Annotated in this window: 18 protein-coding genes; 9 read left to right on the top strand and 9 right to left on the bottom strand. The window is 68.9% G+C overall.

Annotation, left to right across the window (positions count from 1 at the left end; translation table 11 throughout):
* Positions 1-2: 2 nt before the first annotated feature.
* Positions 3-752, bottom strand: coding sequence for an SIMPL domain-containing protein (locus tag IP93_RS08440; RefSeq protein WP_144814448.1), 750 nt, complete (start codon positions 750-752; stop codon positions 3-5).
* A gap of 203 nt (positions 753-955) precedes the next feature.
* On the opposite strand from IP93_RS08440, the gene IP93_RS08435 reads away from it, so the two are divergent.
* The 4 genes from IP93_RS08435 (at position 956) to tldD (ending at position 8,628) form a co-directional block, all read left to right on the top strand.
* Positions 956-1,558 carry a Maf family protein gene (locus IP93_RS08435; RefSeq protein ID WP_144814447.1) on the top strand — a complete coding sequence of 201 codons (603 nt, stop codon included), beginning with the start codon at positions 956-958 and terminating at the stop codon, positions 1,556-1,558.
* A 9-nt stretch (positions 1,559-1,567) separates the two neighbouring features.
* Positions 1,568-3,055 (top strand): ribonuclease G, encoded by a 1,488-nt coding sequence (rng, locus tag IP93_RS08430; RefSeq protein WP_144814444.1) that lies wholly within the window; start codon positions 1,568-1,570, stop codon positions 3,053-3,055.
* Between the two features lie 21 nt (positions 3,056-3,076).
* Entirely contained in the window at positions 3,077-6,970 is a 3,894-nt protein-coding gene (locus tag IP93_RS08425) for a YhdP family protein (RefSeq protein ID WP_144814442.1), read from the top strand.
* Between the two features lie 215 nt (positions 6,971-7,185).
* Complete coding sequence (gene tldD / locus IP93_RS08420) at positions 7,186-8,628, top strand: metalloprotease TldD (RefSeq protein ID WP_144814439.1); 1,443 nt, start codon at positions 7,186-7,188, stop codon at positions 8,626-8,628.
* A gap of 185 nt (positions 8,629-8,813) precedes the next feature.
* Here tldD and yjgA read toward each other — a convergent pair whose 3' ends face one another.
* Positions 8,814-9,395 (bottom strand): ribosome biogenesis factor YjgA, encoded by a 582-nt coding sequence (gene yjgA, locus IP93_RS08415; protein ID WP_144814436.1) that lies wholly within the window; start codon positions 9,393-9,395, stop codon positions 8,814-8,816.
* Positions 9,396-9,502: 107 nt separating this feature from the next.
* Here yjgA and pmbA point away from each other — a divergent pair, with 107 nt between their 5' ends.
* The 3 genes from pmbA to IP93_RS08400 all read left to right on the top strand — a co-directional run bounded on the left by pmbA (position 9,503) and on the right by IP93_RS08400 (position 12,299).
* Positions 9,503-10,870, top strand: coding sequence for a metalloprotease PmbA (pmbA, locus tag IP93_RS08410; protein ID WP_144814434.1), 1,368 nt, complete (start codon positions 9,503-9,505; stop codon positions 10,868-10,870).
* Positions 10,871-10,960: 90 nt separating this feature from the next.
* On the top strand, positions 10,961-11,386 hold the full coding sequence (locus IP93_RS08405) for a DUF4870 domain-containing protein (protein WP_242006812.1): 426 nt from the start codon (positions 10,961-10,963) through the stop codon (positions 11,384-11,386).
* A 463-nt stretch (positions 11,387-11,849) separates the two neighbouring features.
* Entirely contained in the window at positions 11,850-12,299 is a 450-nt protein-coding gene (locus tag IP93_RS08400; RefSeq protein WP_144814431.1) for a DUF4870 domain-containing protein, read from the top strand.
* A 194-nt stretch (positions 12,300-12,493) separates the two neighbouring features.
* Here the strand turns inward: IP93_RS08400 and ispA are convergent, their stop codons facing one another.
* Genes ispA through tilS form a run of 3 tightly spaced genes read right to left on the bottom strand, consistent with a single transcriptional unit; the run spans position 12,494 to position 14,979 of the window.
* Positions 12,494-13,375, bottom strand: coding sequence for a (2E,6E)-farnesyl diphosphate synthase (gene ispA, locus IP93_RS08395; RefSeq protein WP_144814430.1), 882 nt, complete (start codon positions 13,373-13,375; stop codon positions 12,494-12,496).
* Entirely contained in the window at positions 13,368-13,625 is a 258-nt protein-coding gene (locus IP93_RS08390; RefSeq protein WP_144814427.1) for an exodeoxyribonuclease VII small subunit, read from the bottom strand. Before IP93_RS08390 ends, ispA begins: the two co-directional genes overlap by 8 nt.
* 31 nt (positions 13,626-13,656) lie before the next feature.
* Positions 13,657-14,979, bottom strand: a complete 1,323-nt coding sequence (tilS, locus tag IP93_RS08385; protein ID WP_144814424.1) for a tRNA lysidine(34) synthetase TilS — start codon at positions 14,977-14,979, stop codon at positions 13,657-13,659.
* 63 nt (positions 14,980-15,042) lie between these two features.
* Between tilS and IP93_RS08380 the strand changes: the two genes are divergently transcribed.
* Positions 15,043-16,170: an NADH:flavin oxidoreductase/NADH oxidase gene (locus IP93_RS08380; RefSeq protein WP_144814422.1), complete on the top strand. Its 1,128-nt coding sequence runs from the start codon at positions 15,043-15,045 to the stop codon at positions 16,168-16,170.
* 63 nt (positions 16,171-16,233) lie between these two features.
* Here IP93_RS08380 and IP93_RS08375 read toward each other — a convergent pair whose 3' ends face one another.
* The 4 genes from IP93_RS08375 to IP93_RS08360 form a co-directional block, all read right to left on the bottom strand.
* Positions 16,234-17,196 (bottom strand): acetyl-CoA carboxylase carboxyltransferase subunit alpha, encoded by a 963-nt coding sequence (locus IP93_RS08375; RefSeq protein ID WP_144814420.1) that lies wholly within the window; start codon positions 17,194-17,196, stop codon positions 16,234-16,236.
* 97 nt (positions 17,197-17,293) lie between these two features.
* The gene (gene dnaE, locus IP93_RS08370; protein WP_144814417.1) at positions 17,294-20,818 is read right to left on the bottom strand and encodes a DNA polymerase III subunit alpha; all 3,525 of its coding nucleotides are present in this window, start codon (positions 20,816-20,818) and stop codon (positions 17,294-17,296) included.
* 163 nt (positions 20,819-20,981) lie between these two features.
* Entirely contained in the window at positions 20,982-21,608 is a 627-nt protein-coding gene (locus tag IP93_RS08365; protein ID WP_144814414.1) for a hypothetical protein, read from the bottom strand.
* A gap of 181 nt (positions 21,609-21,789) precedes the next feature.
* Entirely contained in the window at positions 21,790-22,008 is a 219-nt protein-coding gene (locus tag IP93_RS08360; protein WP_144814411.1) for a hypothetical protein, read from the bottom strand.
* 141 nt (positions 22,009-22,149) lie between these two features.
* Here IP93_RS08360 and IP93_RS08355 point away from each other — a divergent pair, with 141 nt between their 5' ends.
* The gene (locus tag IP93_RS08355) at positions 22,150-24,471 is read left to right on the top strand and encodes a tetratricopeptide repeat protein (RefSeq protein WP_144814409.1); all 2,322 of its coding nucleotides are present in this window, start codon (positions 22,150-22,152) and stop codon (positions 24,469-24,471) included.
* Positions 24,472-24,480 lie beyond the last annotated feature (9 nt).

Genomic DNA, 24,480 nt, shown 5'->3' with positions numbered 1-24,480 from the left:
GATCAGCGCCCGAGTTCGAATACCACGTCGAGGTTGACGGACAATGTCGTCTCGCCCGGCTCGACCTGGGTGTCTGCCGCTTTCTCCGCTCGTGCCATCGCCATCATCGGGATCGGCCCGGGGCGCCCGAACCCGCCGCCCTCGCTGATGCTGACAATGCGGCGCACGCGCAGTCCCAGCGTCTTTGCATACATCTCGGCGCGCTGCTGCGCCTTCTTGATGGCATTGCGGCGTGCCTCGTCGTAGGCCGACTCCTTGTCGTCCACGTCGAAGTTGGGGCCGTAGACCTGGTTGGCGCCGGTGGCCACCAGCGCGTCCAGCAACTTGCCCAGCTTGCCGATGTCGCGCGCGGTGATGGTCACCGTGTTGCTGGCCTGGTACCCGGTGATGACCGGCGGCTTGTCGGGGGCGTACTGGTATTGCGGGCCCAGGTTGATGCCACTGGTCTGGATGTCGCGCTCGGCCACGCCGGCGGCCTTGATCGCGGCCACCACCTTGGCCATCTGCTCGGCATTGGCGCGCATGGCGCTGTTGGCGTCGGCGGCCTGGGTGACCACGCCGGTGGACACGGTGGCGATGTCGGGGACGCGCTTGGCTTCGGCCTGCGCCGACACCGAAAGCAGGGTGCCATCGGCGGATATCATGGCCGGCGCGGTCTGGGCGGAGGCGGTCATCGTCGCGGTGGCTCCCAAGGCAAGGGCGGCGGCCAGCGCCAGCGGGCGCAAGGTCGACCGGAACGGGGTTTGGATCATGTTCAACTCCATTTGTGGTGGTGGGAAGGGTCTTGCGTGGACGGTTAACGGTTCGTGAGCCGTCCAGGGGTTGGGGTGACCTTGACGCGTCAAGCGCAGGTTGCCATTTGGCGCGTCGTGCCGCACCGGTAACTGGAACGTCCGTCGCCTTTGGTTCAGGTGCCGAAAGGCTGCCGACGCGGCGGGCAGGCTATCCTTGGGCGATGCTCTATCTTGCCTCCCAATCCCCCCGTCGCCGCGAACTGCTGGGCCGCCTTGGCCTGGACTTCGGCGTGCTTGACCTCGACATTCCCGAGCAGCGCCAGCCCGGGGAGCACGCCGATGACTATGTTCGGCGGGTGGCGCGCGAGAAGGCGGGTGCGGGCCTGCTGAAGGTCGTGGCCACGCCGGGCGCCGTGGTACTGGGGGCCGATACCGAGGTGGTGCTGGACGATGAGGTCTTCGGCAAGCCGCGCGATGCGGAAGACGCGGCGGGCATGCTGCGTCGCTTGTCCGGCCGTACCCACCAGGTCGTGTCGGTGGTCTCGCTGGTCACGGCCGGGCGCGAGGCGCAGGCGGTGTCGGTGTCGGAGGTGACCTTCGCGCCGCTGGCCGAGGCGCACATCGCCGCGTACGTGGCCACCGGCGAGCCATTCGGCAAGGCCGGCGCCTATGCCATCCAGGGCGGTGGTGAAGTCTTCATCAGCCACTTGTCGGGCAGCTACTCCGGGGTGATGGGATTGCCGCTGCACGAGACCGCGCGGTTGTTGCGCGAATTCGGCATCGACTGCCCGCGCGTGCCGGTCGCCGCGGCGGCGCACGGCTGAGGCGCGGGCATGTCGGAAGAAATCCTGGTCAACGTCACCCCGCGCGAAACCCGCGTCGCCGTCGTCGAGAACGGCATGCTGCAGGAACTGCACATCGAGCGCGGCTGGTCGCGCGGCGTGGTGGGCAACATCTACAAGGGAAAGGTTCAGCGGGTCATGCCCGGCATGCAGGCGGCCTTCGTCGACATCGGCCTGGAGCGCGCGGCGTTCCTGCATGCCGGCGACGTGGTCAAGCCGGCGCAGATCGGCAGCGAGGAGGGCGGCGAGGCGCCACTGCCACCCACGCCCACCCGCCCGATCACCGAGCTGCTGCGCGAAGGCCAGGAAATCGTGGTGCAGGTGGTCAAGGACCCGATCGGCACCAAGGGCGCGCGGCTGACCACCCAGCTGAGCATTCCATCGCGCTACCTGGTGCTGCTGCCGCGCACCCGCGTGGTCGGCGTATCGGCGCGCATCGAGGACGAGGCCGAGCGCATACGGCTGAAGTCGCATGTGACCGCGATGGCACCGGCCGATGCCATGCACGGCTACATCGTGCGCACCAATGCCGAAGGCCAGCCCGAGGAGGCCATCGGCGAGGACATCGCCTACCTCAACCGCGCGTGGGCGCTGATCGAGGAAAAGTCGAAGTCATCGCGCGTGGGCGAGCGCGTGTACGAAGACCTCAGCCTGCCGCTTCGCGCCGTGCGCGACCTGATGCGCCGCGACGTGGAGAAGGTGAAGGTGGACTCGCGCGAGACCTGCGAGCGCCTGCGCAGCTTTGCCGCGGCCTACATGCCGGGGCTGGCGGAGAAGATCGAGCACTACACCGGCGAGCGGCCGATCTTCGACCTGTACGGGGTGGAGGATGAAATCCAGCGAGCACTGGAAAAGCAGGTGCCGCTCAAGTCCGGGGGCTACCTGGTGATCGACCAGACCGAGGCGATGACCACGGTGGACATCAATACCGGCTCGTTCCTCGGCCAGCGCAACCTCGAGGAGACGGTGTATCGCACCAACCTGGAGGCCGCGCAGTCGGTCGCGCGCCAGCTGCGCCTGCGCAACCTGGGCGGCATCATCATCATCGACTTCATCGACATGACCGATGCCGAGCACAAGCGCCAGGTGCTGCGACTGCTGGAGAAGGCGCTGGCGCGCGACCACGCCAAGACCACGGTCTACGATTTCTCGCCGCTGGGGCTGGTGGAGATGACGCGCAAGCGCACCACCGAGAGCCTGCAGCGCCAGCTCAGCGAGCCCTGCCACGAGTGCAGTGGCCGCGGCACGCTGAAGACGCCGGAAACGGTGACCTACGAGATCTTCCGCGACATCGTGCGCCAGGTGCGCCAGTTCGATGCGCAGCGCCTGCTCGTCATTGCCTCGCCCAAGGTGGTCGCGCGCATCACCGACGAGGAATCGGCGGCGGTGGCGGAGCTGGAGGAGTTCCTCGGCAAGTCGATCCGCTTCCAGGCCGACGAGCAATATGCACAGGAGCAGTTCGATGTCGTGCTGCTCTGACGCCCCGCGCAGGGCCGGCTGATGCCCACGCCGTTGCGCCGCCGCCTGCGCCTGGCCCGCCGGGGCCTTGGCTACACCATTGCCATCGCGCTGGTGCTGGTGGCGTTGTTGCTGGGCATCGTCAGCCAGGTGCTGCCGATGGCCGAACACAATCCGGAGCGCGTCGCCGCATGGCTGAGCGAGCGTGCCGGGCGACCCATCAGTTTTGACCGGGTGGAAACCGCGTGGACCCGGCGGGGTCCGCTGCTCAAGCTGGCCAACCTGCGGGTGGGCGAGGGCGCGCAGGCGTTCGTGGTGGGCGACACCGAGATGCTGGTGTCCCTGTACGCCGGACTGTTGCCGGGGCGTTCGTTCTCCGAACTGCGCCTGCGCGGCGTGGACCTCACGCTGGAGCGATTGGAGGATGGCCGCTGGCAGGTTCGCGGGCTTCCCGGCCAGCAGAAGCCGGGTGGCGATCCGTTCGCCGCGCTGGAGGGACTGGGTGAATTGCAGGTCATCGGCGGCAAGCTTGCGCTGATCGCACCTGCATACGGGCTGGATGCTCGTATTCCGCGCATCAACCTGCGCCTGCAGGTGAATGGCGAACGCGTGCGCGTGGGCGCGCGCATCTGGCCCAGGCTGGATGCGATGCCGCTCAATGGCATGCTCGATTTCAACCGTCACAGTGGCGACGGCCGCGTGTATGCGGGTGCGCGAAAGGCTGACCTTTCGGCGTGGTCGTCATTGCTGCGGCTGGCTGGCGTGGTGGGCGAAGCCGGCACCGGCCGTGCCGAAGCCTGGGGCGAGTTGCGCGGCGGCCGCATCGTGCTGGTCACGGCGGATGCGCAACTGGAGGGCGTGCGCCTGCGCGGGGCTGAACTGGCCGCGGAGGACGGGACCCGATCCACCCCGCGCGTGGACTTCGACACGGTGCAGGCGAAGGCGCGCTGGCGCGTGGTGCGCGGCGGCTGGCGGCTGGATGCGCCAACGTTGCGGATCGGCTCGGGCGCATCGCAACAGACGCTGGACGGGCTGCTGCTGGCGGGTGGCCAGCAGTTCGCCATCGTGGCGGATCGGCTGGATGGCGCTCCGCTGGTGCAGGTGCTGGCCCTGAGTGAACGCGTCGCGCCGGGGCTGCGGCATTGGCTGCTGGCTGCCAAGCCGCGTGCGGCACTGCAGCGCATCGCGATCATCGGTCGTCGCGGCGGTCCGCTGCATGCGCGCGCGCGCATCGATTCGATCGGCTTCGATCCGGTAGGCAATTCGCCCGGACTGGATGGGCTGGCCGGCGCCTTCAATGGCGATGCCGATGGCTTCGACCTGCAGCTGGATCCCGGTGCGGCGCTGCACTTCGACTGGCCACGTGGTTTCGGCGTGGTGCACGACGTCAAGCTCGACGGCCGCATCGGTGGCTGGCGGGAAGGCAAGGGCTGGCGTTTCGCCACGCCTGCGCTGCGCGTGGCGGGCAAGGGCTATGCCGCGACAGCGCGCGGCGGGCTATGGTGGCAGGGCGACGGTACCCGCCCCTGGATCGACATCGCCGCGAACATCGAAGAGGCGACGCTGCCGGCGGCCAAGGGTTTCTGGATCCATTACCTGATGCCCAAGCCGGTCGTGGAGTGGCTGGACATGGCACTGGTTTCCGGCCACCTGAGCAATGGCCGTGCCATTGTCTCCGGCGACCTGGATGACTGGCCGTTCGAGAAGCGCAACGGCCGTTTCGAAGCCAACGCCCACATCGGCAACGGCGTGCTGAAGTTCCAGCCCGACTGGCCGGCCGCGGAAGGCGTGGAGGCCGAGGCCAGCTTCATCGGCAATGGATTCACCGTCGATGGCACCGGCCGCGTCGGTGGCGTGGCTATCCAGCGGTTGCACGCCGGCATCGACAGCTACCGCGATGGTCGCCTGTCCGTCCGCGCCAGCGGCTCCGGTGACGCCGGCAGCATGCTGGACGTGCTTCGCCAGAGTCCGCTGCAGAAGCTGGACCCGGACACGTTCGCCAAGGTGTCCGCCCGCGGACCCGCCGAGGTCGACTTCAACCTGCTGATGCCGCTGGGCGACGCGCACCAGACACGGGTGGAGGGCGCCGTGCGCCTCAAGAACGCGCACCTGGCCGACTCGCGCTGGAACCTCGCGTTTGACCAGGTCAACGGCGCGGCAACGTACTCGCTGAAGGGCTTCGAGGCCGATCGGCTGGCGGTGCGACACGAAGGCTTGCCGGGTCGGCTGTCGCTGCGCGTGGGCGAGGCCTACATGCATGACCGGGCCAACGTATTCGAGGCCGCACTCGATGCCACGCTCAGCGCGGGCGCATTGCTGGACCAGGCGCCCGACCTGGGGTGGCTGAAGCCGTACCTGCACGGTCGGTCTCCCTGGACCATCTCGGTGGGCGTGCAGCCCGCGCGATCGGGACGGCCCGCCGTGACCCGGCTGCAACTGGCGTCACAGCTGCAGGGCACCGCGATCTCGTTGCCCGAGCCCTTGCGCAAGCCTGCCCATGAAGCGCTGGCGACCACCATCGACACGCCGTTGCCGCTGGGTGCGGGTGAAGTGCGTGTGGCGCTGGGCACGCGCGCGGCGCTGCGTGCCCGCGCGCAGGGCAACCAGACGGGGGTGCGTGTGCAATTGGGTGGTGGCCTGCCCAGTACGCCGCCCCCCGCCAGTGGACTGGTGGTAGGAGGCCGGAGCGATCGCCTGGATGCCATTGACTGGGTGGCCATCGCGCGCGGCGGCACCGGCAGCGGTGGCGGCTTCCCATTGCAGCGCATCGACGTCAGAGCCGCGCGCCTGCAGTTGCTCGGCGGCGTGTTTCCCGACACCCGTGTCGTGGTCGTTCCGGCGGCGGAAGGAGCCATCGCGGTGCGGGCCGAGGGTCCGTCGTTGGAAGGTGCCCTGCTGGTTCCCTCCAGCAGCAGTGCGGCGATCGCGGGACGCTTCGAGCGCGCGCATTGGCGGCCGGCCACGGAGGCCCCTGCCGCGGAGGGTGCGGTGCCGCCGGCCCAGACCCACGGAACGGTGGCGGGCAATGCGGGCGTATCCGGGCGTGCGACAGTGCAGGCTGTCGCAGGCGACCCGATCAATCCCGCCAACATTCCCCCGCTGGCGTTCGACATCGATGACCTGCGCGTTGCCGCCGCGAGGCTGGGCAAGGCCACGGTGCGCACGCGGCCCACGGGCAGGGGCATGCGCTTCGAGCAGGTGCAGACGCAGGCTCCCGGCCAGCGCATCGACGTGGGCGGCGAATGGTCCGGGACGGGTGGCGCCGAACGGACGCAGATGGATATCCGCATCGACAGCGACGACGTGGAAGCGCTGCTTGAGGGGTTTGGCATGCGCGGGCAACTGTCCGGCGGCAAGGGCAGCGCGCATTTCGATGCGGTGTGGCCGGGCAGCCCGGCCGGGTTTTCGCTGTCGAACCTGGAGGGACGGCTGACCCTGGACGTGCGCGACGGCCAGTTGCTGGAAGTCGAACCCGGCGCCGGTCGTGTACTGGGACTGCTCAGCATCGCGCAGCTGCCGCGGCGCCTGACCCTGGATTTCCGCGACTTCTTCTCCAAGGGGTTTGCCTTCGACCGCGCTGGTGGCACGGTGCAGTTCGCCAATGGCATTGCCCGCAGCGATGATCTGGGCATCCGCGGCCCGGCTGCGGACATCGATATCCGCGGCACCACCCACCTGCGCGCGCAAACCTTCAACCAGACCATCGAAGTGCACCCCAAGGCCGGTAACCTGCTGACCGCCGTCGGCGCCATCGCGGGTGGCCCGGTGGGCGCGGCGATTGGCGCGGCGGCCAATGCCGTGCTGCAGAAGCCGCTGGGCGAAATGACGGCCAGGACCTACCGGGTGACCGGACCGTGGAAGGAGCCCAAGGTGGACGTTGTCCGCGAGCCGGCACGCAAGCCGGCTGGCGAAAACACCACGGCCGAGGGCGATTAGGGCGCCAAGGCCGGCTGCAGGCCTCGAATCCCCGGCGGCTGGCACTCTCCCGTTGAAGTGGCCGGCCGGGGCCCGCATATAGTGCGTTCAACGAACGCCGTGCGTTTACATGGCGCTGTCGGCCACCCATGACGCTGCACCGGGCGCGGCCGGCAACCAGGCAGCCGGTTCAGCTCGAAGCCCGGGCCCCACGGCACCCACAACCGGATCCCACCATGACCCAGTCGCTCCAGCTTGCCGAATCCCGTCTCCTCCTGCCCGCCGGCCTTGACGCGGGCGGCCTCGAACGCGCCTTCGGCACGTTGCTGGGCCCGGGCGTGGACTTCGGTGACCTGTATTTCCAGCACGCGCGCCGCGAGAGCTGGACGGTGGAGGACGGCATCGTCAAGGACGGCGCCCACTCCATCGAACAGGGCGTGGGTGTGCGCGCCATCAGCGGCGAGAAGACCGGATTTGCCTATTCCGACGAGATCAATGGCGAGGCGCTGATTGCCGCGTCGAAGTCGGCGCGGGCGATCGCGCGTGACGGCCGCAGCCAGGCGCCGCATGCGCTGGTGCGCGGCGGCGGGCGTTCGCTGTACCCCGGCGTCGACCCGGTGGATTCGTTGGGCAACGAGGACAAGGTCGAGGCGCTGCGCCGTATCGACCGCATGCTGCGCGCGGCCGACCCGCGCGTGCAGCAGGTGGTGGTGAGCCTGTCGGGCGGCGTGGACACGGTGCTGGTGGCGCGCAGCGATGGCGTGCTGGCCGCCGACGTGCGCCCGCTGGTGCGACTGAACGTGCAGGTGATCGTGGAGCAGGACGGGCGCCGTGAGATGGGCTATACCGGTGGCGGTGGGCGCTACACCTACGCTGAACTGCTCGGCGGCGGCAAACCGGAAGCCTGGGCGCGCGAGGCGCTGCGCCAGGCGTTGGTCAACCTCGAAGCCGTCGATGCCCCGGCCGGCGTGATGCCGGTCGTGCTGGGCAGTGGCTGGCCGGGCGTGCTGCTGCACGAGGCGGTGGGCCACGGTCTTGAGGGCGACTTCAACCGCAAGGGCACGTCAACGTACGCGGGCCGGATCGGCCAACGCGTGGCCGCACCCGGCGTCACCATCGTCGACGATGGCACGCTGGAGGGCCGCCGCGGCTCACTCAATATCGACGACGAAGGCACGCCCACGCAGTGCACCACGCTGATCGAGGACGGCATCCTGGTCGGCTACATGCAGGACACGCTCAACGCGCGCCTGATGGGCATGGCGCCCACCGGCAACGGCCGCCGCGAGTCATTCGCGCACCTGACCATGCCACGCATGACCAACACCTACATGCTGGCCGGCACCCATGACCCGGAGGAAATGATCCGCTCGGTGAAGAAGGGCCTGTACGCGGTCAACTTCGGCGGCGGCCAGGTGGACATCACCAGCGGCAAGTACGTGTTCTCCGCGACCGAGGCTTACCTCATCGAGGACGGAAAAATCACCGCACCGGTGAAGGGCGCCACGCTGATCGGCAACGGCCCGGAAACCATGCAGAAGGTGCGCATGATCGGCCACGACCTCGCGCTGGACGAGGGCGTGGGCGTGTGCGGCAAGGACGGACAGAGCGTGCCGGTGGGCGTGGGCCAGCCGTCGTTGCTGATCGATGGGCTGACCGTGGGCGGCACGCAGGCGTGAGCGTTTTGGTGGCTGGCTTCGGGTGGGGCCGCCGGCATGCATGGGTATTGCTGCGCGGCTCCGTCCGCGCATCCATGCGCGGAGTCGCCGCCGTGCGCCATCCATGGCGCACTCTCCGCAATACCCATGCATGCCGACGGCCTGCCGGCCGCCAGGCAACCCGGTTTCGGAGAGGTAGAAAGACGTCAGTCTTCTTCGGGCGGGATGTCGTACAGCGGCGTCTCGCCGGAGTCGGCGTCGCCCGCGTGGCCTTCGACGATCAGTTCGCGCAGTTCACGGTACAGCTCACGGAACGCGCGCGGGGGCTTGTTGCGCTTGCGCTCTTCCAGGGCGTTGCGGGTCAGTTGCCGCAGCGACTGGCGATTGGCACCCGGGTATTCGTCCAGCAGCTGCGCCAACGCGGCGTCGCCCTCGTCGAGCAGGCGTTCGCGCCACTTCTCCACGCGGTGCATCGCCGCCACTTCGCGGCGGGCCGCCTCGCCGTCTTCGTCAAGGGCGTCGCGGATCGCCTCCAGTACCTCGTCGTCCTCGCGGCGCATCTGCTTGGCCAGGAACGCCAATTGGCGCTTGTGCGCGATATGCGAGGTGATGCGCCTGCACTCGCGGATGTGCGGCAGCAGCGAGTCGGGCACCGGCAGCCTGGCCAGTTGGGCGTCGGTCAGCGCCGCCAGCTTCTCGCCCAGCGCGAGCACTTCCAGCGCGTCGCGCCGGTTCGCGCTGCGGCTGGCGCTCAGGTATTCGCCGGTTTCGGGGTCAATGCCGCGCATCGTGTTCGTTCCTCTTTCTCCGGCCTGCGCGGTGGTTGGCGCGGCCGTTTCCGTCATTCCAGTTCCGCCGGCGCTGCCCGCGGAATCAACGTTGCAAGGATAAGCCATTGAACGCCCTGATCCCCGAACCGGCCATTCATGTCGACAGCCAGGCGCGCCTGGATACGCTGGCCGACCTGTCCCAACGCCTGTTGGCCAGTGCGAGGCGTCGCGGCGCCAGCCAGGCCGAAGTCTCGTGCTCGGAAGATGCAGGCCTCAGCGTCAACGTGCGCATGGGCGAGGTGGAAACGGTGGAGTCCACCCGCGACCGCGGCATTGCCGTGACGGTGTACTTCGGCAAGCGCAAGGGCAGTGCCAGCACCGCCGACCTGCGCGAGGACAGCCTGGAGGCCACCGTCGAGCAGGCCTGCGCCATCGCCCGCCACACCGAGGACGATGATGCGGCCGGCCTGGCCGAGCCCGAGCTGATGGCCACCGACCTGCGCGAGTTCGACAGCTGGCACCCGTGGGCCATCGACGCCGACCGCGCGATCGACCTGGCGCTGGCCTGCGAGCAGGCCGGGCGCGATACGGACCCGCGCATCGGCAACTCCGATGGCGCCTCGCTGGGCACGGGCACCAGCGTGAGCGTGTACGCCAATTCCCATGGCTTCGTCGGGCGCGAGCGCAGCACCCAGCACAGCATCGGTTGCGCGCTGATCGCGGGCGAAGGTGAGGCGATGCAGCGCGATGGCTGGTACAGCATCGCGCTGGCGGCTTCGGACCTGGAGGACGTCACCGACATCGGCCGCAAGGCAGCCGAACGGGCCGCCGCACGCCTGGCGCCGCGCCAGGTCGCCACCGGCGAATACCCGGTGCTGTTCAGCGCCGAGGTGGCGCGCTCGCTGATCGGCCATCTGCTCGGTGCGGTGTCGGGCGGCGCGCTGTACCGGAAGGCCAGCTTCCTGCTCGACAGCGTGGGCACGCAGCTGTTCCCCGACTGGTTCTCGATCGACGAGCGGCCGTTCCTGTTGCGCGGGTTCCGCTCCGCATCCTTTGACGCCGACGGTGTGGCCACGCGTGAATCGCCGCTGGTCACGGCCGGTGTGCTGCAGCGTTACATCCTCGGCACCTATTCGGCGCGCAAGCTGGGCCTGCCGACCACCGGCAATGCCGGCGGCGTGCACAACCTGCAGGTGGCGAGCAACGCCGACGACTTCGACTCGCTCGTGCGCGGCATGGGTCGCGGCCTGCTGGTCACCGAGTTGATGGGGCAGGGCGTGAACAGCATCACCGGCGACTACTCGCGCGGCGCGTCGGGCTTCTGGGTGGAGGACGGCAAGCTGCAGTACCCGGTCGATGGCGTGACCGTGGCGGGCAACCTCAAGCGCATGTTCAACGCCATCGAGGCGGTGGGCAGCGACGTGGACTTGCGGTCGCACATCCGCACCGGCTCGATCCTGGTGGGGCGGATGACGGTGGCGGGTGAGGGCTGAGCGGCCCCGCTACAGCGGAATGCGTCATCGGTTCGCGCTATGCTTCGGACCGCGGCAATTGATGCCGTCTTGACCTGACTGGGGAAATTCATGGATCAGAACGAAACCGTTGCCACGCCGCCACCGTTGCCTATGTCCGGCCAGCCTTCCAAGGAAGAGCGCCAGTGGGCCATGTTCGCCCACCTGTCGGCGCTGGCCGGCGGCTTGCTGACCTCGGCGCTGGGCGGCTGGGGCATGTTTCTCGGGCCGTTGGTGATCTGGCTGATGAAGAAGGACGAAATGCCGTTCGTGGCCGACCAGGCCAAGGAAGCGTTGAACTTCAACATCACGGTCGCTGCAGTCCTGTTGATCCTGACCGTGCTGGGCTTCGTGACACTGATGATCGGATTCATCCTGATCCTGCCGATCATGGTCCTGATCGGTCTGGCCGCGTTGGTTTTCATCATTCTGGCGGCCGTCAAGGCCAATGAAGGCGTTGCCTACCGCTACCCGCTGACAATCCGCCTGATCAAGTAAGCGCTGGCGACAGCAAGGCAGGACTGCGAGCCCGGGCGTGCCCGGGCTCGTTCCTTTCCAGGGCCCGTTCGTTTCCGCGCCACGGGCCTCCGTAGCCATCCGGGCCGTGGCAAGGGGCGGACTGCATCACAGGACCAGCTTCCTGCTCGCCAGCGCCGGCACACGGCCGTACCACATCGCCGCTGGTCATGGTCGGCAAGCTGCAGTACGCGGTCGATGGCGTGCCGTGGCCGGCAACCTCAAGCGCACATTCAACGGTATCGAGGCGATGGGCAGCGATGTGGATTCGCAGTCGTACATCCAAGCTGGCTTGACCCTGGTGGGCGGGATGATGGGCGGTGACGGCGGAGTGACATGCACTGCATGGCGCTGGCGCGGGGGGGTGCCGTAAGTTGGCTTGCGTCCCGCAGGCGATGTCTCAATATCAGGGTTGAGGCCGGAGTGTTTCCGGAAGGAGGCCGTCATGACCGAGGCTTATACCAACCCGCCCCCCGTCAACCTGACCGAGAACGAGCGCCTGTGGGCGGCCGGCGCGCACTTGGCCGCACTGGCGCTGGCCCTGCTGACCAGCTGGATGGCCGGCATCGCCGGTGGGCTGGGCGCGCTGGGCATCTGGATCCTCAAACGTGACGAGTCGGCGTTCGTGGCCGAGCACGCCAAGGAGGCCGTCAACTTCAACCTGAGCATGTTCATCTACGCCTGTGCGGCAGGCCTGATCGGTTTCCTGCTGGTCGGTGCCACGATCCTGACGCTAGGCGTGGGCATCATCCTGACCGCGCCGGCAGGGATCGTGCTGCTGTTGGCCATGGGTGCGATCGCGGTGATGTGGCTGGTGTGCAGCGTGATCGCCACCTTCAAGGCGTACAACGGCGAGAGCTATCGCTATCCGCTGACGATCCGCTTGCTGAAGTAACGCTTTCCCGCCAGATGTGTTGATACGGAAACGGCCGCGTCGCGCGGCCGTTTCCATTTGGAGCTCCGAGTTGGCGCTTCGAGTTGCCGTTGCCGGCCAGGCCAGGTTCACCCCACCACCAGGTTGGTGCTGAAATCGTCGGTGAGGCGCCGGGAGTCGTTGGGCGAAACGCAAATCGTCGGAAGGGTCAGCCCTCAGTGCTTGCGCTCGATGGCCAACCTGCCAAGTCCGGCCAGCGCATCCGCCTTCGCGCCGAACGGTGCCAAGGCGTCCTGCATCTCCGCAGCCAACTGCTGCAATCGCGCCTTCGACGCCTCCAACCCGATCAACGCGGGAAAGGTGGCTTTGTCCTGCGCGGCGTCCTTGCCCGCGGTCTTGCCGAGGGTGGCACTGTCGCCTTCGACATCGAGGATGTCGTCGCGGACCTGGAAGGCCAGGCCGAGCGCAGTGGCGAAGCGGTCCAGCGCTACGAGTTCGGCGTCGGTGGCGCCGCCGCACAGCGCGCCCATGCGCACGGCGGCGCGGATCAACGCGCCAGTCTTGAGCGCGTGCAGGCGCTCAAGACTGGCGACGTCGAGTGTGGTGCCATTGCCGGTGGCGTCCAGGTCCAGCGCCTGGCCGCCGCACATGCCGGCGGCGCCGGCGGCTTCGGCCAGCGTGCGCAGCAGGGCCACGCGCACCGCATCGGTGGCAGGCGCGTCAGCGATCACGGCGAACGCCAACGACTGCAGCGCGTCGCCGGCAAGGATGGCGGTAGCTTCGTCGAAAGCGACGTGCACGGTGGGCTGGCCGCGGCGCAGGGCGTCGTCGTCCATCGCCGGCAGGTCGTCGTGCACCAGCGAATAGGCGTGGATCAGTTCCACCGCGGCGGCGGGCGCGTCCAGCAGCGTTTCGTCGGCGCCGAACAGCGCACCGCTGGCATGCACCAGCAACGGGCGCATGCGCTTGCCGCCCAGCAGCACGGCGTGGCGCATGGCGGCGTGCAGGCGCCGGGGCGATTGTTCGGGGTCGGGCAGCACGCGCGCGAGCGCAACGTCGGCGCGGTGGCGCCAACCGATGAGGCGGTCTTCAAGCATCGGGCGCGGCGGCGAAGGGTTCTGCGCTGGCCGGGTCCTGCGGGTCGCTGAGCAGCTTCACGCGCAGCTCGGCCTGTTCCAACGCGGTCTGGCAACGGCGGTAGAGGCCCACGCCGCGCTCGTAGGCGGCCAGGGAGTCTTCCAGGCTCATGTCGCCGTGTTCCATCTTCTCGACGAGCTGTTCCAGCTCGTCCAGCGAGGCTTCGAAGTCGGCGACCGGCGATGGTTCGGATGCGGATTTGCGGGCCATGGGTGAAGTGTGCGGCGCAGCTTGCGGGCGGTCAATCGCGCGGCGTGCCGGTCGGCGGTCGCCAGTGCAGGCGGGCGCCGTGCTGGCGCAGCCACGCATCGAAAACCGACGAGTACGTCAGGTCGCCGGCCGCCAGTACGTCGCCTTCCGCAGACCGCAGCACCGGCAGGTGTTCGCGCTCCCACGGCGGCACGCCGAGGTCCTGCAGCACGTGCTTGAGTGCGTGCGAATGGGTGCGGCCCGGCAGGGTGATGCGCTCGCCGCCGTCGCGCAGGCCGACGATGGCCGGTTGCGGGAACTGTGCGGCGCCCTCCAGATGCAGGGAGCCACCGCCCGGAATGGCCAGCGGTGCATCGCCCGCCCAGAGGGTGTGCCAGCCAGCGGGTGGCGGCGGGGACAGTGGAGCCGCGTGCAGCAGATCGCGCCAGCTGCGCACCGCAGCACCCTCCCACGCGAACATCGCGCGCGCATCGGCCCGCGCGGGCAGTACCTCGTGTTCGATCTGGGCGACACCTTCCGCCGGCAGCGGCGGCAGTCCCAGACTTGCGATCCACAAACGCAGCACGCGGGCGCGACGCGTGGGGGGCAGTCCCCGCAGCACCGTGCGCGAGAGGGTCGCGGGGTCGGCGGTGGCCGCTTCGGCAAGGTGGCGTTCGTCTTCGTCGTGCAGCAGTGCCGTTGCGTCCTCGCAATGACCGGCGGCCTGCGCGAACGCGGCGCCGGCGGCCGGCCAGCGATCGCGCAGCAGTGGCATCACCCGGTTGCGCAGGAAGTTGCGGTCGAACGCGGTGTCGGCGTTGCTGGGGTCCTCGAGCCAGTGCAGTCCCCGCGTGTGGGCGTGGGCGAGCAATGCATGGCGTGGCGTTGCCAGCAGCGGGCGCCAGATGCGGTGGTCGCCCAGCGCGCTCCAGCGTCGCATGGCGGCCAGCCCATCGGGGCCGGAGCCGCGCAGCGCGCGCAGCAGGAAGGTTTCCGCCTGGTCGTCCTGGTGGTGGGCCAGTACCAATACCTCGCCGCGGCCCAGGTGCCGGGCATAGGCGGCGCGGCGCGCATGGCGTGCAGCGGCCTCCGGGCCTTCGCCGGAGGCGGCAGGCACCTGCACGCGATCCACCAGCAGCGGCACGTCGAGTGCGGCACACACCTCCACGCAATGCGCCGTCCATTGGTCGGCGTCGGCATGCAGCCCGTGGTGCACATGGAGGGCGCGCAGACCGCTTGCACGTACACCGGGCAGCGCGGCCAGCGCATGCAGCAGCACCGTGGAGTCCAGCCCGCCGCTGTACCCGACGCACAGGGGTGCCGCGGGCAGGTCGCGGAACGTTGGCGCGGGCAGCGGGGCGGTGGGAGCGGGCATCCGCGGATGGTGCCAGACATCGCGGGCGTCGGCGTTGTTGCCGGAATTGGAAAACAGCGGGCCATGGCCGTAACTTCCCTTTACCGCACCCGTCCCCATGTCGTCATTCCCAACCCGGTGAGCCATCCCGTGTCCAAACTGTTCGAGCCGCTGGCGCAGCGGTCGCTGCAGCTGCGCAACCGCATCGTCGTCTCGCCCATGTGCCAGTACTCGGCCGAAGACGGTGTTCCCAATGATTGGCACCTCGTGCACCTGGGCAGCCGTGCGGTGGGCGGCGCAGCCGTGGTGGTCGCGGAGGCCACGGCAGTGTCGCCGGAAGGGCGGATTTCCCCGCATGACACCGGCCTGTGGAACGAGGCGCAGGTGGTGGCGTGGGCGCGGATCAATGCTTTCATCGCGGAGCATGGGGCCATCCCGGCCGTGCAGCTTGCACATGCCGGACGCAAGGCCAGCACCGATGCGCCCTGGCACGGGCATGGTCCGGTGCCCGCCGCGTTGGGGGGCTGGACGCCGGTGGCGCCTTCGCCGCTGGCGTTCGATCCCCAGTCACCGGTGCCGCTCGCGCTGGACGAGGCGGGTCTGCGCAAGGTGGTCGATGATTTCGTCATGGCAGCGGGTCGCGCGTACGCGGCGGGCTTCCGTATCGTGGAGGTGCATGCCGCGCATGGCTACCTGCTGCACGAGTTTCTGTCGCCGCTGGCCAACCAGCGCGAAGACCATTACGGCGGCAGCTTCGACAACCGCGTGCGCCTGCTTCTGGAGGTGGTCGACGCGGTGCGTGCCGCGTGGCCGGCGGAACTGCCGCTGTGGGTACGGATCTCCGCCACTGATTGGGCCGAAGGCGGCTGGGATCTGCCACAGAGTGTCGAACTGGCGCGACGCCTGCGTGAGCGCGGGGTGGATCTCATCGATGTGTCCAGCGGCGGCCTGGTGCCCAACGCCCGCATCCCGTTGGAGCCGGGTTACCAGGCCCCGTTCGCGCAGCGCATCCGCGAGGAGGCGGGTATACCCACCGGAGCGGTGGGGCTGATCACCGAACCGACCCATGCCGAAGCGCTGGTTGCCGATGGCGTTGCCGACGTGGTGCTGATGGGCCGTGAGTTGCTGCGCGATCCGTATTTCCCGCGCCGCGCGGCACATGCGCTGGGAGCGGACCTGCCGCCGCCGCCGCAGTACCAGCGCGCCTGGTAACGAAAAACCGCGCCTTGGGGCGCGGTTTTCCTGGTTCGCTTCAAGCTTCGCGGTCAGGCGGGTTCAGGCCGCCTCGTATGCCCCATAACCGCGCAGGCGCTGATACCGTCGCTGCAGCAGCTCCGGTACCGGCACGTCGTCCAGCGCGTCCAGTTCGTTGAGCAGCACGGCCTTCAGGCGCTTGGCCATCTGCTTCGGGTTGCGGTGCGCACCGCCGGTCGGTTCGCGCACCACCTTGTCCACCAGCCCCAGCGAGTGCAGGCGGCGGGCAGTCATGCCCAGCTGCTCGGCGGCGTCCTTGGCCTTGTCGGCGGTCTTCCACAGGATCGAGGCGCAGCCTTCCGGGGTGATCACCGAATAGGTGCTGTATTCCAGCATGACCGTGCGGTCGCCCACGCCAATGGCCAGTGCGCCGCCGGAACCGCCTTCGCCAATCACGGTGCAGATCACCGGGATCTTCAGCTCGGCCATTTCCATCAGGTTGCGGGCGATGGCCTCGGACTGGCCGCGCTCCTCGGCATCGATGCCCGGCCATGCGCCCGCGGTGTCGATGAAGGTCAGCAGCGGCAGTTCGAAGCGCTCGGCCAGCTTCATCAGGCGCAGCGCCTTGCGGTAACCCTCGGGCTTGGGCATGCCGAAGTTGCGCTTGATCTTGGTCTTGGTGTCGCGGCCCTTCTCATGGCCGATCACCACCACGCTGCGCCCGTTGATGCGGGCCAGGCCGCCGACGATGGCGTTGTCGTTGGCGAAGGCGCGGTCACCGGCGAGCTCCTGGAACTCGTCGCAGATCTCGCGCAGGTAATCCAGGGTGTACGGCCGCGCGGGGTGGCGCGACAACTGCGACACCTGCCACGGGCTCAGGTCGCGGAAGATCTGCGCGGTGCGCTTGCGCAGCTTTTCCTGCAGGGCGTGGACTTCGGCGTCCACGTTGACCGAGGCACCGTTGTGGGCGGAATCGCGCAGTTCCTTGATCTTGGATTCAAGGTCGGCGATGGGCTGCTCGAAATCGAGGTAGTTCGGATTCATGCGGTGGGCCGTGCTTTTGGCAGGCCGGCTGCCGGGAAGGCCGACAGTCTAGCCGAAGGGGGGGCAACGTACCGAGGCGTGTGGTGTGATGCGCGGCTCAATGCGCCCAGGGCTTGGCCAGCTGCACCTTCACCGTGCGCACGCCCGGCGTCGCGCGCAGGGTGCCGGCCAGGTCCGCATCCACGCGGATCGAGTGGGTGCCGTTGATGTCCACCATGCCCGCCGCGCCGGGCACCAGCAGATCCAGCCGCAGCGGCGTCTGCCCGGGGCGCTGTTTGTCCAGCACGGCGTTGACCCGCTGCCACGTGCCCGGCACGCGCAGATCCAAACGCAGGGCCACGCGTTGCGCATGCCGCGCGCACACCTGGGCAAAATCCCAGCACCGGTTGGCCTTGAGCGCGAAGCCGCCACTGAAACTGTCCTCGCGCAGGCCACCCTGGACCACCAGCAGGCGGTCGCGCACCAGCATCTGCGCGAACTCGGAATAGGTCTCGCCGAAGAACGCGCACTCGATGCGGCCGCGGCCGTCCTCGATCTGCACGAACATCTGGCTGTCGCCCTTCTTGCGCAGGCCCACGACTTGGCCGGCGACCACGGTTTCCACTTCCTGGCGCCAGCTGCCGCGTGCCGGCTCCGGGCGGTTGGCCCAGATGGTCTCCAGCCCAGCGAGGTCGTGGCCGACCAGCCCGCGCACTTCCTCGCGGTACGGGTCGAAGGGGTGGCCGCTGAGGTACTGGCCCAGCGTGGCGTGCTCGCCGGCCAGCAACTGGCCCAGCGGCATCTCGTCGGTTTCCGGCAGGTCCAGGTGCAGGGCGGGCGCGGCCGCTTCCATGCCGCCGAACAGCGACACTTGGCCGGCGGCCTTTTCCTTGGCGATCTGGTCGGTGGCCTTGAGCACCTCGGGCAGCTGCAGCATCAGGCTGGCGCGGTTCTTCGCGAGGCCATCCAGCGCGCCGGCGTTGACCAGCGCCTCCAGCGCGCGGCGATTGAGTTTGGTGCTGTCCACGCGCTTGCAGAAATCGAGCAGGTCGTTGAACGGGCCGCCAGCGCGGCGTGCATCGACGATGGCCTCGCACACGCCGCGGCCCACGCCCTTCACGCCGCCGATGCCGTAGCGGATCACCCGCGGCTCAACGGCTTCGAACATGTACTCGGAGGCGTTGACATGCGGCGGCAGCACGTCCAGCCCCATCACCCGCGCCTCGTCGAGGAAGTTCACCACCTTGTCGGTGTTGTCCATGTCGGACGAGCACGTGGCGGCCATGAACTCGGCGGGGTAGTAGTTCTTCAGCCACGCGGTCTGGTACGCGACCAGCGCGTACGCGGCCGAGTGCGACTTGTTGAAGCCGTACTCGGCGAACTTCTCCATCAGGTCGAAGATGGGCGTGGCCTGGCTGGCCGGGATGCCGCGTTCGGCGCAACCGCTCTCGAACTTGGCGCGCTCCTTCGCCATCTCTTCGGGCTTTTTCTTGCCCATCGCGCGACGCAGCATGTCGGCGCCGCCCAGCGAGTAGCCGGCCAGCACCTGCGCGATCTGCATCACCTGTTCCTGGTACACGATGACGCCGTAGGTCGGGCCCAGCACCGGCTCCAGCGACTCGTGCGGGTAGGTGACCTCGGTATGGCCGTGCTTGCGGTCGCACCATTCCTTGTCCATCCCCGAGCCCAGCGGACCCGGGCGGAACAGCGCGGCCAGCGCGATGATGTCCTCGAACACGTCGGGCATCGCGCGCTTGAGCAGCTCGCGCATGCCGCGCGATTCGAACTGGAAGACCGCGACGGTGTCGCCGCGCGCGAACAGCTTGTAGGTGTCCGCGTCGTCCAGCGGCAGCGCGGTGATGTCCAGCGCGTCTTCGCCGGCGGCCATGCGGCGCTTGTTGATCGCCTTCACCGCCCAGTCGATGATCGTGAGCGTGCGCAGGCCGAGGAAGTCGAACTTGACCAGGCCGACCGACTCGACGTCGTCCTTGTCGAACTGCGTGACCGGACTCTTGCCGCGGCCCTCGCCGTCGTGTTCGGCGAACAGCGGGCAGAAGTCGCTCAGCGGCGAGGGCGCGATCACCACGCCACCGGCGTGCTTGCCGGCGTTGCGGGTCAGGTCTTCCAGGCTGCGCGCCAGGTCGAGCAGGTCGCGCACGTCGTCTTCGGTGCGGTAACGCTCGATCAGGTCGGATGAAGCGAGGTCCGGATTCTTCTTCGCCGCCTCGCTTTCGCCCAGCGCATCGTCCAGGCTGATGCCCAGCGTGTTGGGGATCAGCTTGGCGATGCCGTCGACCATGCCGTACGGGTGGCCCAGCACGCGGCCGCTGTCGCGCACCACCGCCTTCGCCGCCATGGTGCCGTAGGTGATGATCTGGCTGACGCGGTCGCGGCCGTATTTGCGCGCGACGTAGTCGATGACCTCGTCGCGGCGGTCCATGCAGAAGTCGATGTCGAAGTCGGGCATCGACACGCGTTCGGGGTTGAGGAAGCGCTCGAACAGCAGGTCGTACGGCAGCGGGTCCAGGTCGGTGATGCCCAGCGCCCACGCCACCAGAGAGCCTGCGCCCGAACCGCGGCCGGGGCCGACCGGGATGTCGTGCTGCTTACCCCAGTTGATGAAGTCCGCCACGATCAGGAAGTAGCCGGGGAACCCCATCTTGATGATGACGTCCAGCTCGGTTTCCAGGCGCGCATCGTAGTCCTCGCGGGTCTTGCCGGGCGCGAGCGGAGCCTTTTTCAGCCGGGCGGCCAAGCCGTCGCGCGACTGGCTGCGCAGCCACGACTCGATGGTGTGGTCGTCCGGCACCGGGAACGCGGGCAGGTAGTAGGTGCCCAGGTGCATCTCGACATTGCAGCGGGTGGCCAGTGCGATGGCGTTGTCGATCGCGTCGGGCACGTCGGCGAACAGCTCGGCCATCTCCTCGGATGACTTGAGGTACTGCTCGGCGCTGTAGTCCTTGGGGCGCTTGGGGTCGTCCAGCACGCGGCCCGAGGCAATGCACACGCGCGCCTCGTGCGCCTCGAAGCCGTCGCGGTCGAGGAAGCGCGCATCATTGCTCGCCACCACCGGGATGCCGCGCGTGGTGGAGGCATGTAGCGCGAAGTTGTTGAACGCCTCTTCGCCCTCGCGGCCGGTGCGGGTCAGTTCCAGGTGCAGGCGGTCGCCCAGCTCGCCCTTCCAGTCGGCCAGCCAGGCTTCGGCCAGTTCGTGGCGGTTGCCGGTGGCCAGGCGACCGGCCAGGCTGCCGCGGCCGACCAGTGCGAACAGGCCTTCGTTGTCCTCGCGCAGCCATTCCGGGCGCATCGCCACGCCGTCGGTGCGGTGGCCTTCCATCCACATCCGCGTGAGCAGGCGCGACAGGGTGAGGTAGCCACCGTGGTCGCGGCACAGCAGGGTCATGCGCGACGGGGCCTCGTTGCCGTCGGCCAGGCCGATGTCGGCACCGAGGATCGGCTTGATGCCGGCGCCTTCGCACGCCTTGACGAACTTCACCGCGGCGAAGAGGTTGTTGATGTCGGTCAGCGCCACGGCGGGCTGGCGCAGCATCGCGCAGCGTTTCACCAGCTCGCCGATGCGGATCGTCGAGTCGGCGAGCGAGTACTCGCTGTGCAGGTGCAGGTGGGCGAAACGTGCGGGCATGCGGCAACCGGAGGTGCAACCCGCAGGGTATCAGGCCCAGCCGCGCGGGCAAGGCCTTGACAGGGCGGGCACGTGTTCATTCCTGGCACTGGTCCAGCTGCGGTCCGCAACGCATCGGCCCCGTCGCATGCGGGGTATCCCAGCTCCGCGGCAGTGGTCTCGATCAGACCACCTTGAACGGATCTTCTGGATGGCCCCGGTGCACGTAGTGGCTTTCGTTGACCCGCAGCTTGTGACGCCACAGGGCGATTTCAGCCAGCCGGTCGCGAATCCACGCGGCCCGCTGGTCGTCGCCACTGCCCGTGGGGTGCTCCTCGGCGCGATACGCGCTGAAATCCAGGTACTCCTCGGCTTCATCGGCGAATGCGGGCCACGCCAGTTCGATCAGCAACACGTCATCCAGCAGGCCCAGCAGCGGCTCGTGGTCGGCGATGAGGTCGTCGTCGCGGTCGATGTAGTCGAGCAGCTTGCGCAGGCGCGCGGACAGCGCAGGATGGGCATCCCAGTCGGGGTCGAGCAGCATCATCCGCAATTCATCGATGCGCTGCAGCCGGCGTTCGAGCACGTCGCGCGCGGTTTCATCGGGCAGCGTGAGCAGCCAGTTGACCAGCCGGTACAGACGGTCGGGCTCAACGCGCGCGGCGTCGGGGTGAAGTTCGTGCAGCAGGGCATCGAACCCGGCGATGGCGGTTGGGCTCAACTGCAGCTTGGCCCGCAAATCGTTACTCGCACCGGTCCAGGTGTCGTAGGGCAGCGGATCCGGGGTCGGAGTAGGGGCGGAAAGGCGCATGGCACACCTCCTCGATCCGGCCTGGGGGCTAGGTCGCGTGGCGGCCGGCATGTCGCGCGACCGCGGCCGGCCCCGGGGGCCGGTCGCTGCACCGACACTATGCGCTGTCGTGGGCGGTTTGTCGTGTCCCGGGCCCGGGTTGGCGGGCGACTACCCCATGGGCCACGGTCCGGCAGCGCATTCAGAACACCCTGAACCGAGTCGGCTGCGCCGACAGGTAGCTGTGTTCACGGACGTCCCGCAGCTGCGCGGCGAGCGCGTGGGAGGCCTGCTGTTCCTCCAGCAGGCGACGGCGCTCCATCCGCGGGACCTGCACCTGGATCCGGCGCTCACGGCGGGCCTGGGTGTAGCTGCGGGCAGTGGCGGGAGTGTGGGCGGCAATGGCGGTCATCGTGTTCATGTTGGGTCTCTCTTCGGCGGCGGCACGGGGGATCCGGCGTGCTGACAGTGTCCGGCTGCCGCCGCGTTAGGGTCATGATGGCTGGCCGTGGCTTCTCTCAGCGTTCCAGTCGGTTGATGAGTGCCTCATGAGGTTTTCGTGATGGAGACGCCCGATCCTCCGCCAGGCAAGGTTTTCCGCGACGAGCGCTACCATTTCGCCGACATCGTTGTGGATGCCGCCGGTCATACCCTCACCCGGGGCGGCCAGCCCGTGTCAGTGGAGCCCAAGGTCTTCACGGTACTGCTCACGTTGCTGCGGCAACCGGGGACGCTGGTACCCCGTGACGAGTTGCTGGACGTTGTCTGGGGCCACCGCCATGTCACCCCCGGGGTACTGACGCGGGCCATCGCACAACTGCGTGCGGCCCTTGGGGATGACGCACAGCACCCCCGTTTCATCCAGACCCGGCACGCGCTGGGCTACCGGTTCATCGGGACGCTGGAACCAGGGTCCACGCCGGAGGCACCCCCATCGGCGGAACCGGCCGGCCTCCCGGGAGCGCGCGGCGCGGTCCCGGTCGAGGCTGATGTCCCCACGCCGCCGGCGGTGCCTGCCACCGCGTCTCCCGGACTCCTGATGGCGGACTCCGACCGCGGGGAACCGCGGCGATGGAGCCCGCATGGCACGACTCCGTCCACGAGCGGTCCCGATCCGCCGGTGGGCACACAGCGTTGGGAGGCAGGTCCGGAAGCCGGGATCGACGGGATGCCCGAGCCCCGCTGGCGCTGGTTTACGGTGATCGCCATCGCCGGCCTGCTGGGCGTGCTCGGCTGGTTGTGGCTGGGACGGGGCGGACCGCCGGGGCCGCGCGCGGATGCATCCGTGGCCGTGCTGCCATTCACCAGCCTGGGCAGCACGCAGGAGGACCGCTACTTCGCCGAGGGCCTCGCGGTGGAGATGCACGATGCACTGGCGGGCATCCCCGGGGTGAAGGTGGCCGCCCACCTCGGGCCGGACGCGCGCGGGCGCGCCGAGTCGGACCCGGTCGCGCTCGGCCGCGCGCTGGGGGTGGCCACCGTGCTGGATGCCACGGTGCGGCGCGAAGGCGAGCGCATCCGCATCAGCGCACGACTCACCGACGTCGGCACCGGCTACACCCTTTGGGCCCACAGTTACGAGCGCGAAGCCGCCGGCGTGTTCGAGGTGCAAAGCGAAATTGCCGGCAAGGTGGTGGAGTCGTTGGTCGGCGTGCTGCCTACTTCCCGCCCGCAACTGTCGCGTCGGCTCAAGCCCACGGTCAGTACTGCTGCCTACGATGCCTATCTGAAAGGCGTGCAGCAGTTGCTCGTGCCGCGCAGTGAGCAGGCGCTGGGGCGTGCGGTAGCCTTCTTCAAGCAAGCCCTGAAGGAGGACGCCGGCTTCGCGCGCGCCCAGGCCGGCATCTGCCGCGTCGAGATCCGCCGCTTCGAGTCCTCGCGCGACGCACCGGCCTTGAACCGCGCCCGTACCGCCTGCGACCGGGCGGCCCACATGGACCCGAACCTGCTGCTGGTGAGCCTGGCGATGGGCGACCTTGACCGGGTGCGCGGGGACTACCCCCAGGCCATCGAGCACTACACACGCGCCTTGCAGGACCAGGCCCTGCGGCCGGATGCCTATATCGGACTGGCGGCGACACAGGCCGCCCTCGGCAACAATCCCGTGGCACTGGACTACTACGAACGCGCGCACCAGTTGCGCCCTGGCGATGCCAACCTGCATAGCGAGCTGGGATACCACCACTATCTCAATGGTGATCTCGAGAAGGCCATTGCCTCCTATCGAATCGCAACCACGCTCCAGCCCGACAGCGCCAAGCTGTGGAGCAGCCTGGGCGGCGTGTACCACGTGGCCGGCCGCCGCACGCAAGCCGCCGACGCGTACAGCCGCTCACTGGCGCTCGAACCCACGTATGGCGCCTTGAGCAATTTCGCCAGTCTGCGCTTCGAGGACCGGGCCTATACCGAGGCCGCGGAACTGTATCGCCGTGCAGCCCAGTTGGAGCCCGACGATTACCGCCTCTGGGGCAACATCGGCGATGCCCTGGCCGCGGACCCGTCGACCGCGGCGCAGGCCCGCTCGCCCTATGCACGCGCCGCGACGATGGCCGAGGCCTACATGAAGCTCAAGGGCGATGACGCCATGGCACCGGCGCAGCTCGCGTGGTACCGGGCCAACCTTGACCAGGTCGATGGCGTGCGCGAGCTGTTGGCACGCGCCGACGCGATGGGCACCGAGACGGCCGAAGTGGAATTCATCGCCGCGCAGACCCTGGCCCGGATGGGTGACCGCGGCGGGGCGATCGAACGGGTGCGGCAGGCGTTGAGGGCCGGTGTCCCCTTGGAGCGCATTCGTACGTCACCCCTGCTGCGGGGCATGGATGCCGAGGCGGCGTCCGGCAGCCCGGCGCCCGCGGCATCCTCCCCGCCCCCGAAGGCCTGACAGAGGAGC

The sequence above is a fragment of the Aerolutibacter ruishenii genome, assembly GCF_007830115.1.
Lineage (GTDB): Bacteria > Pseudomonadota > Gammaproteobacteria > Xanthomonadales > Xanthomonadaceae > Aerolutibacter > Aerolutibacter ruishenii.
This window is presented reverse-complemented; position numbering and strand designations above follow the sequence as displayed.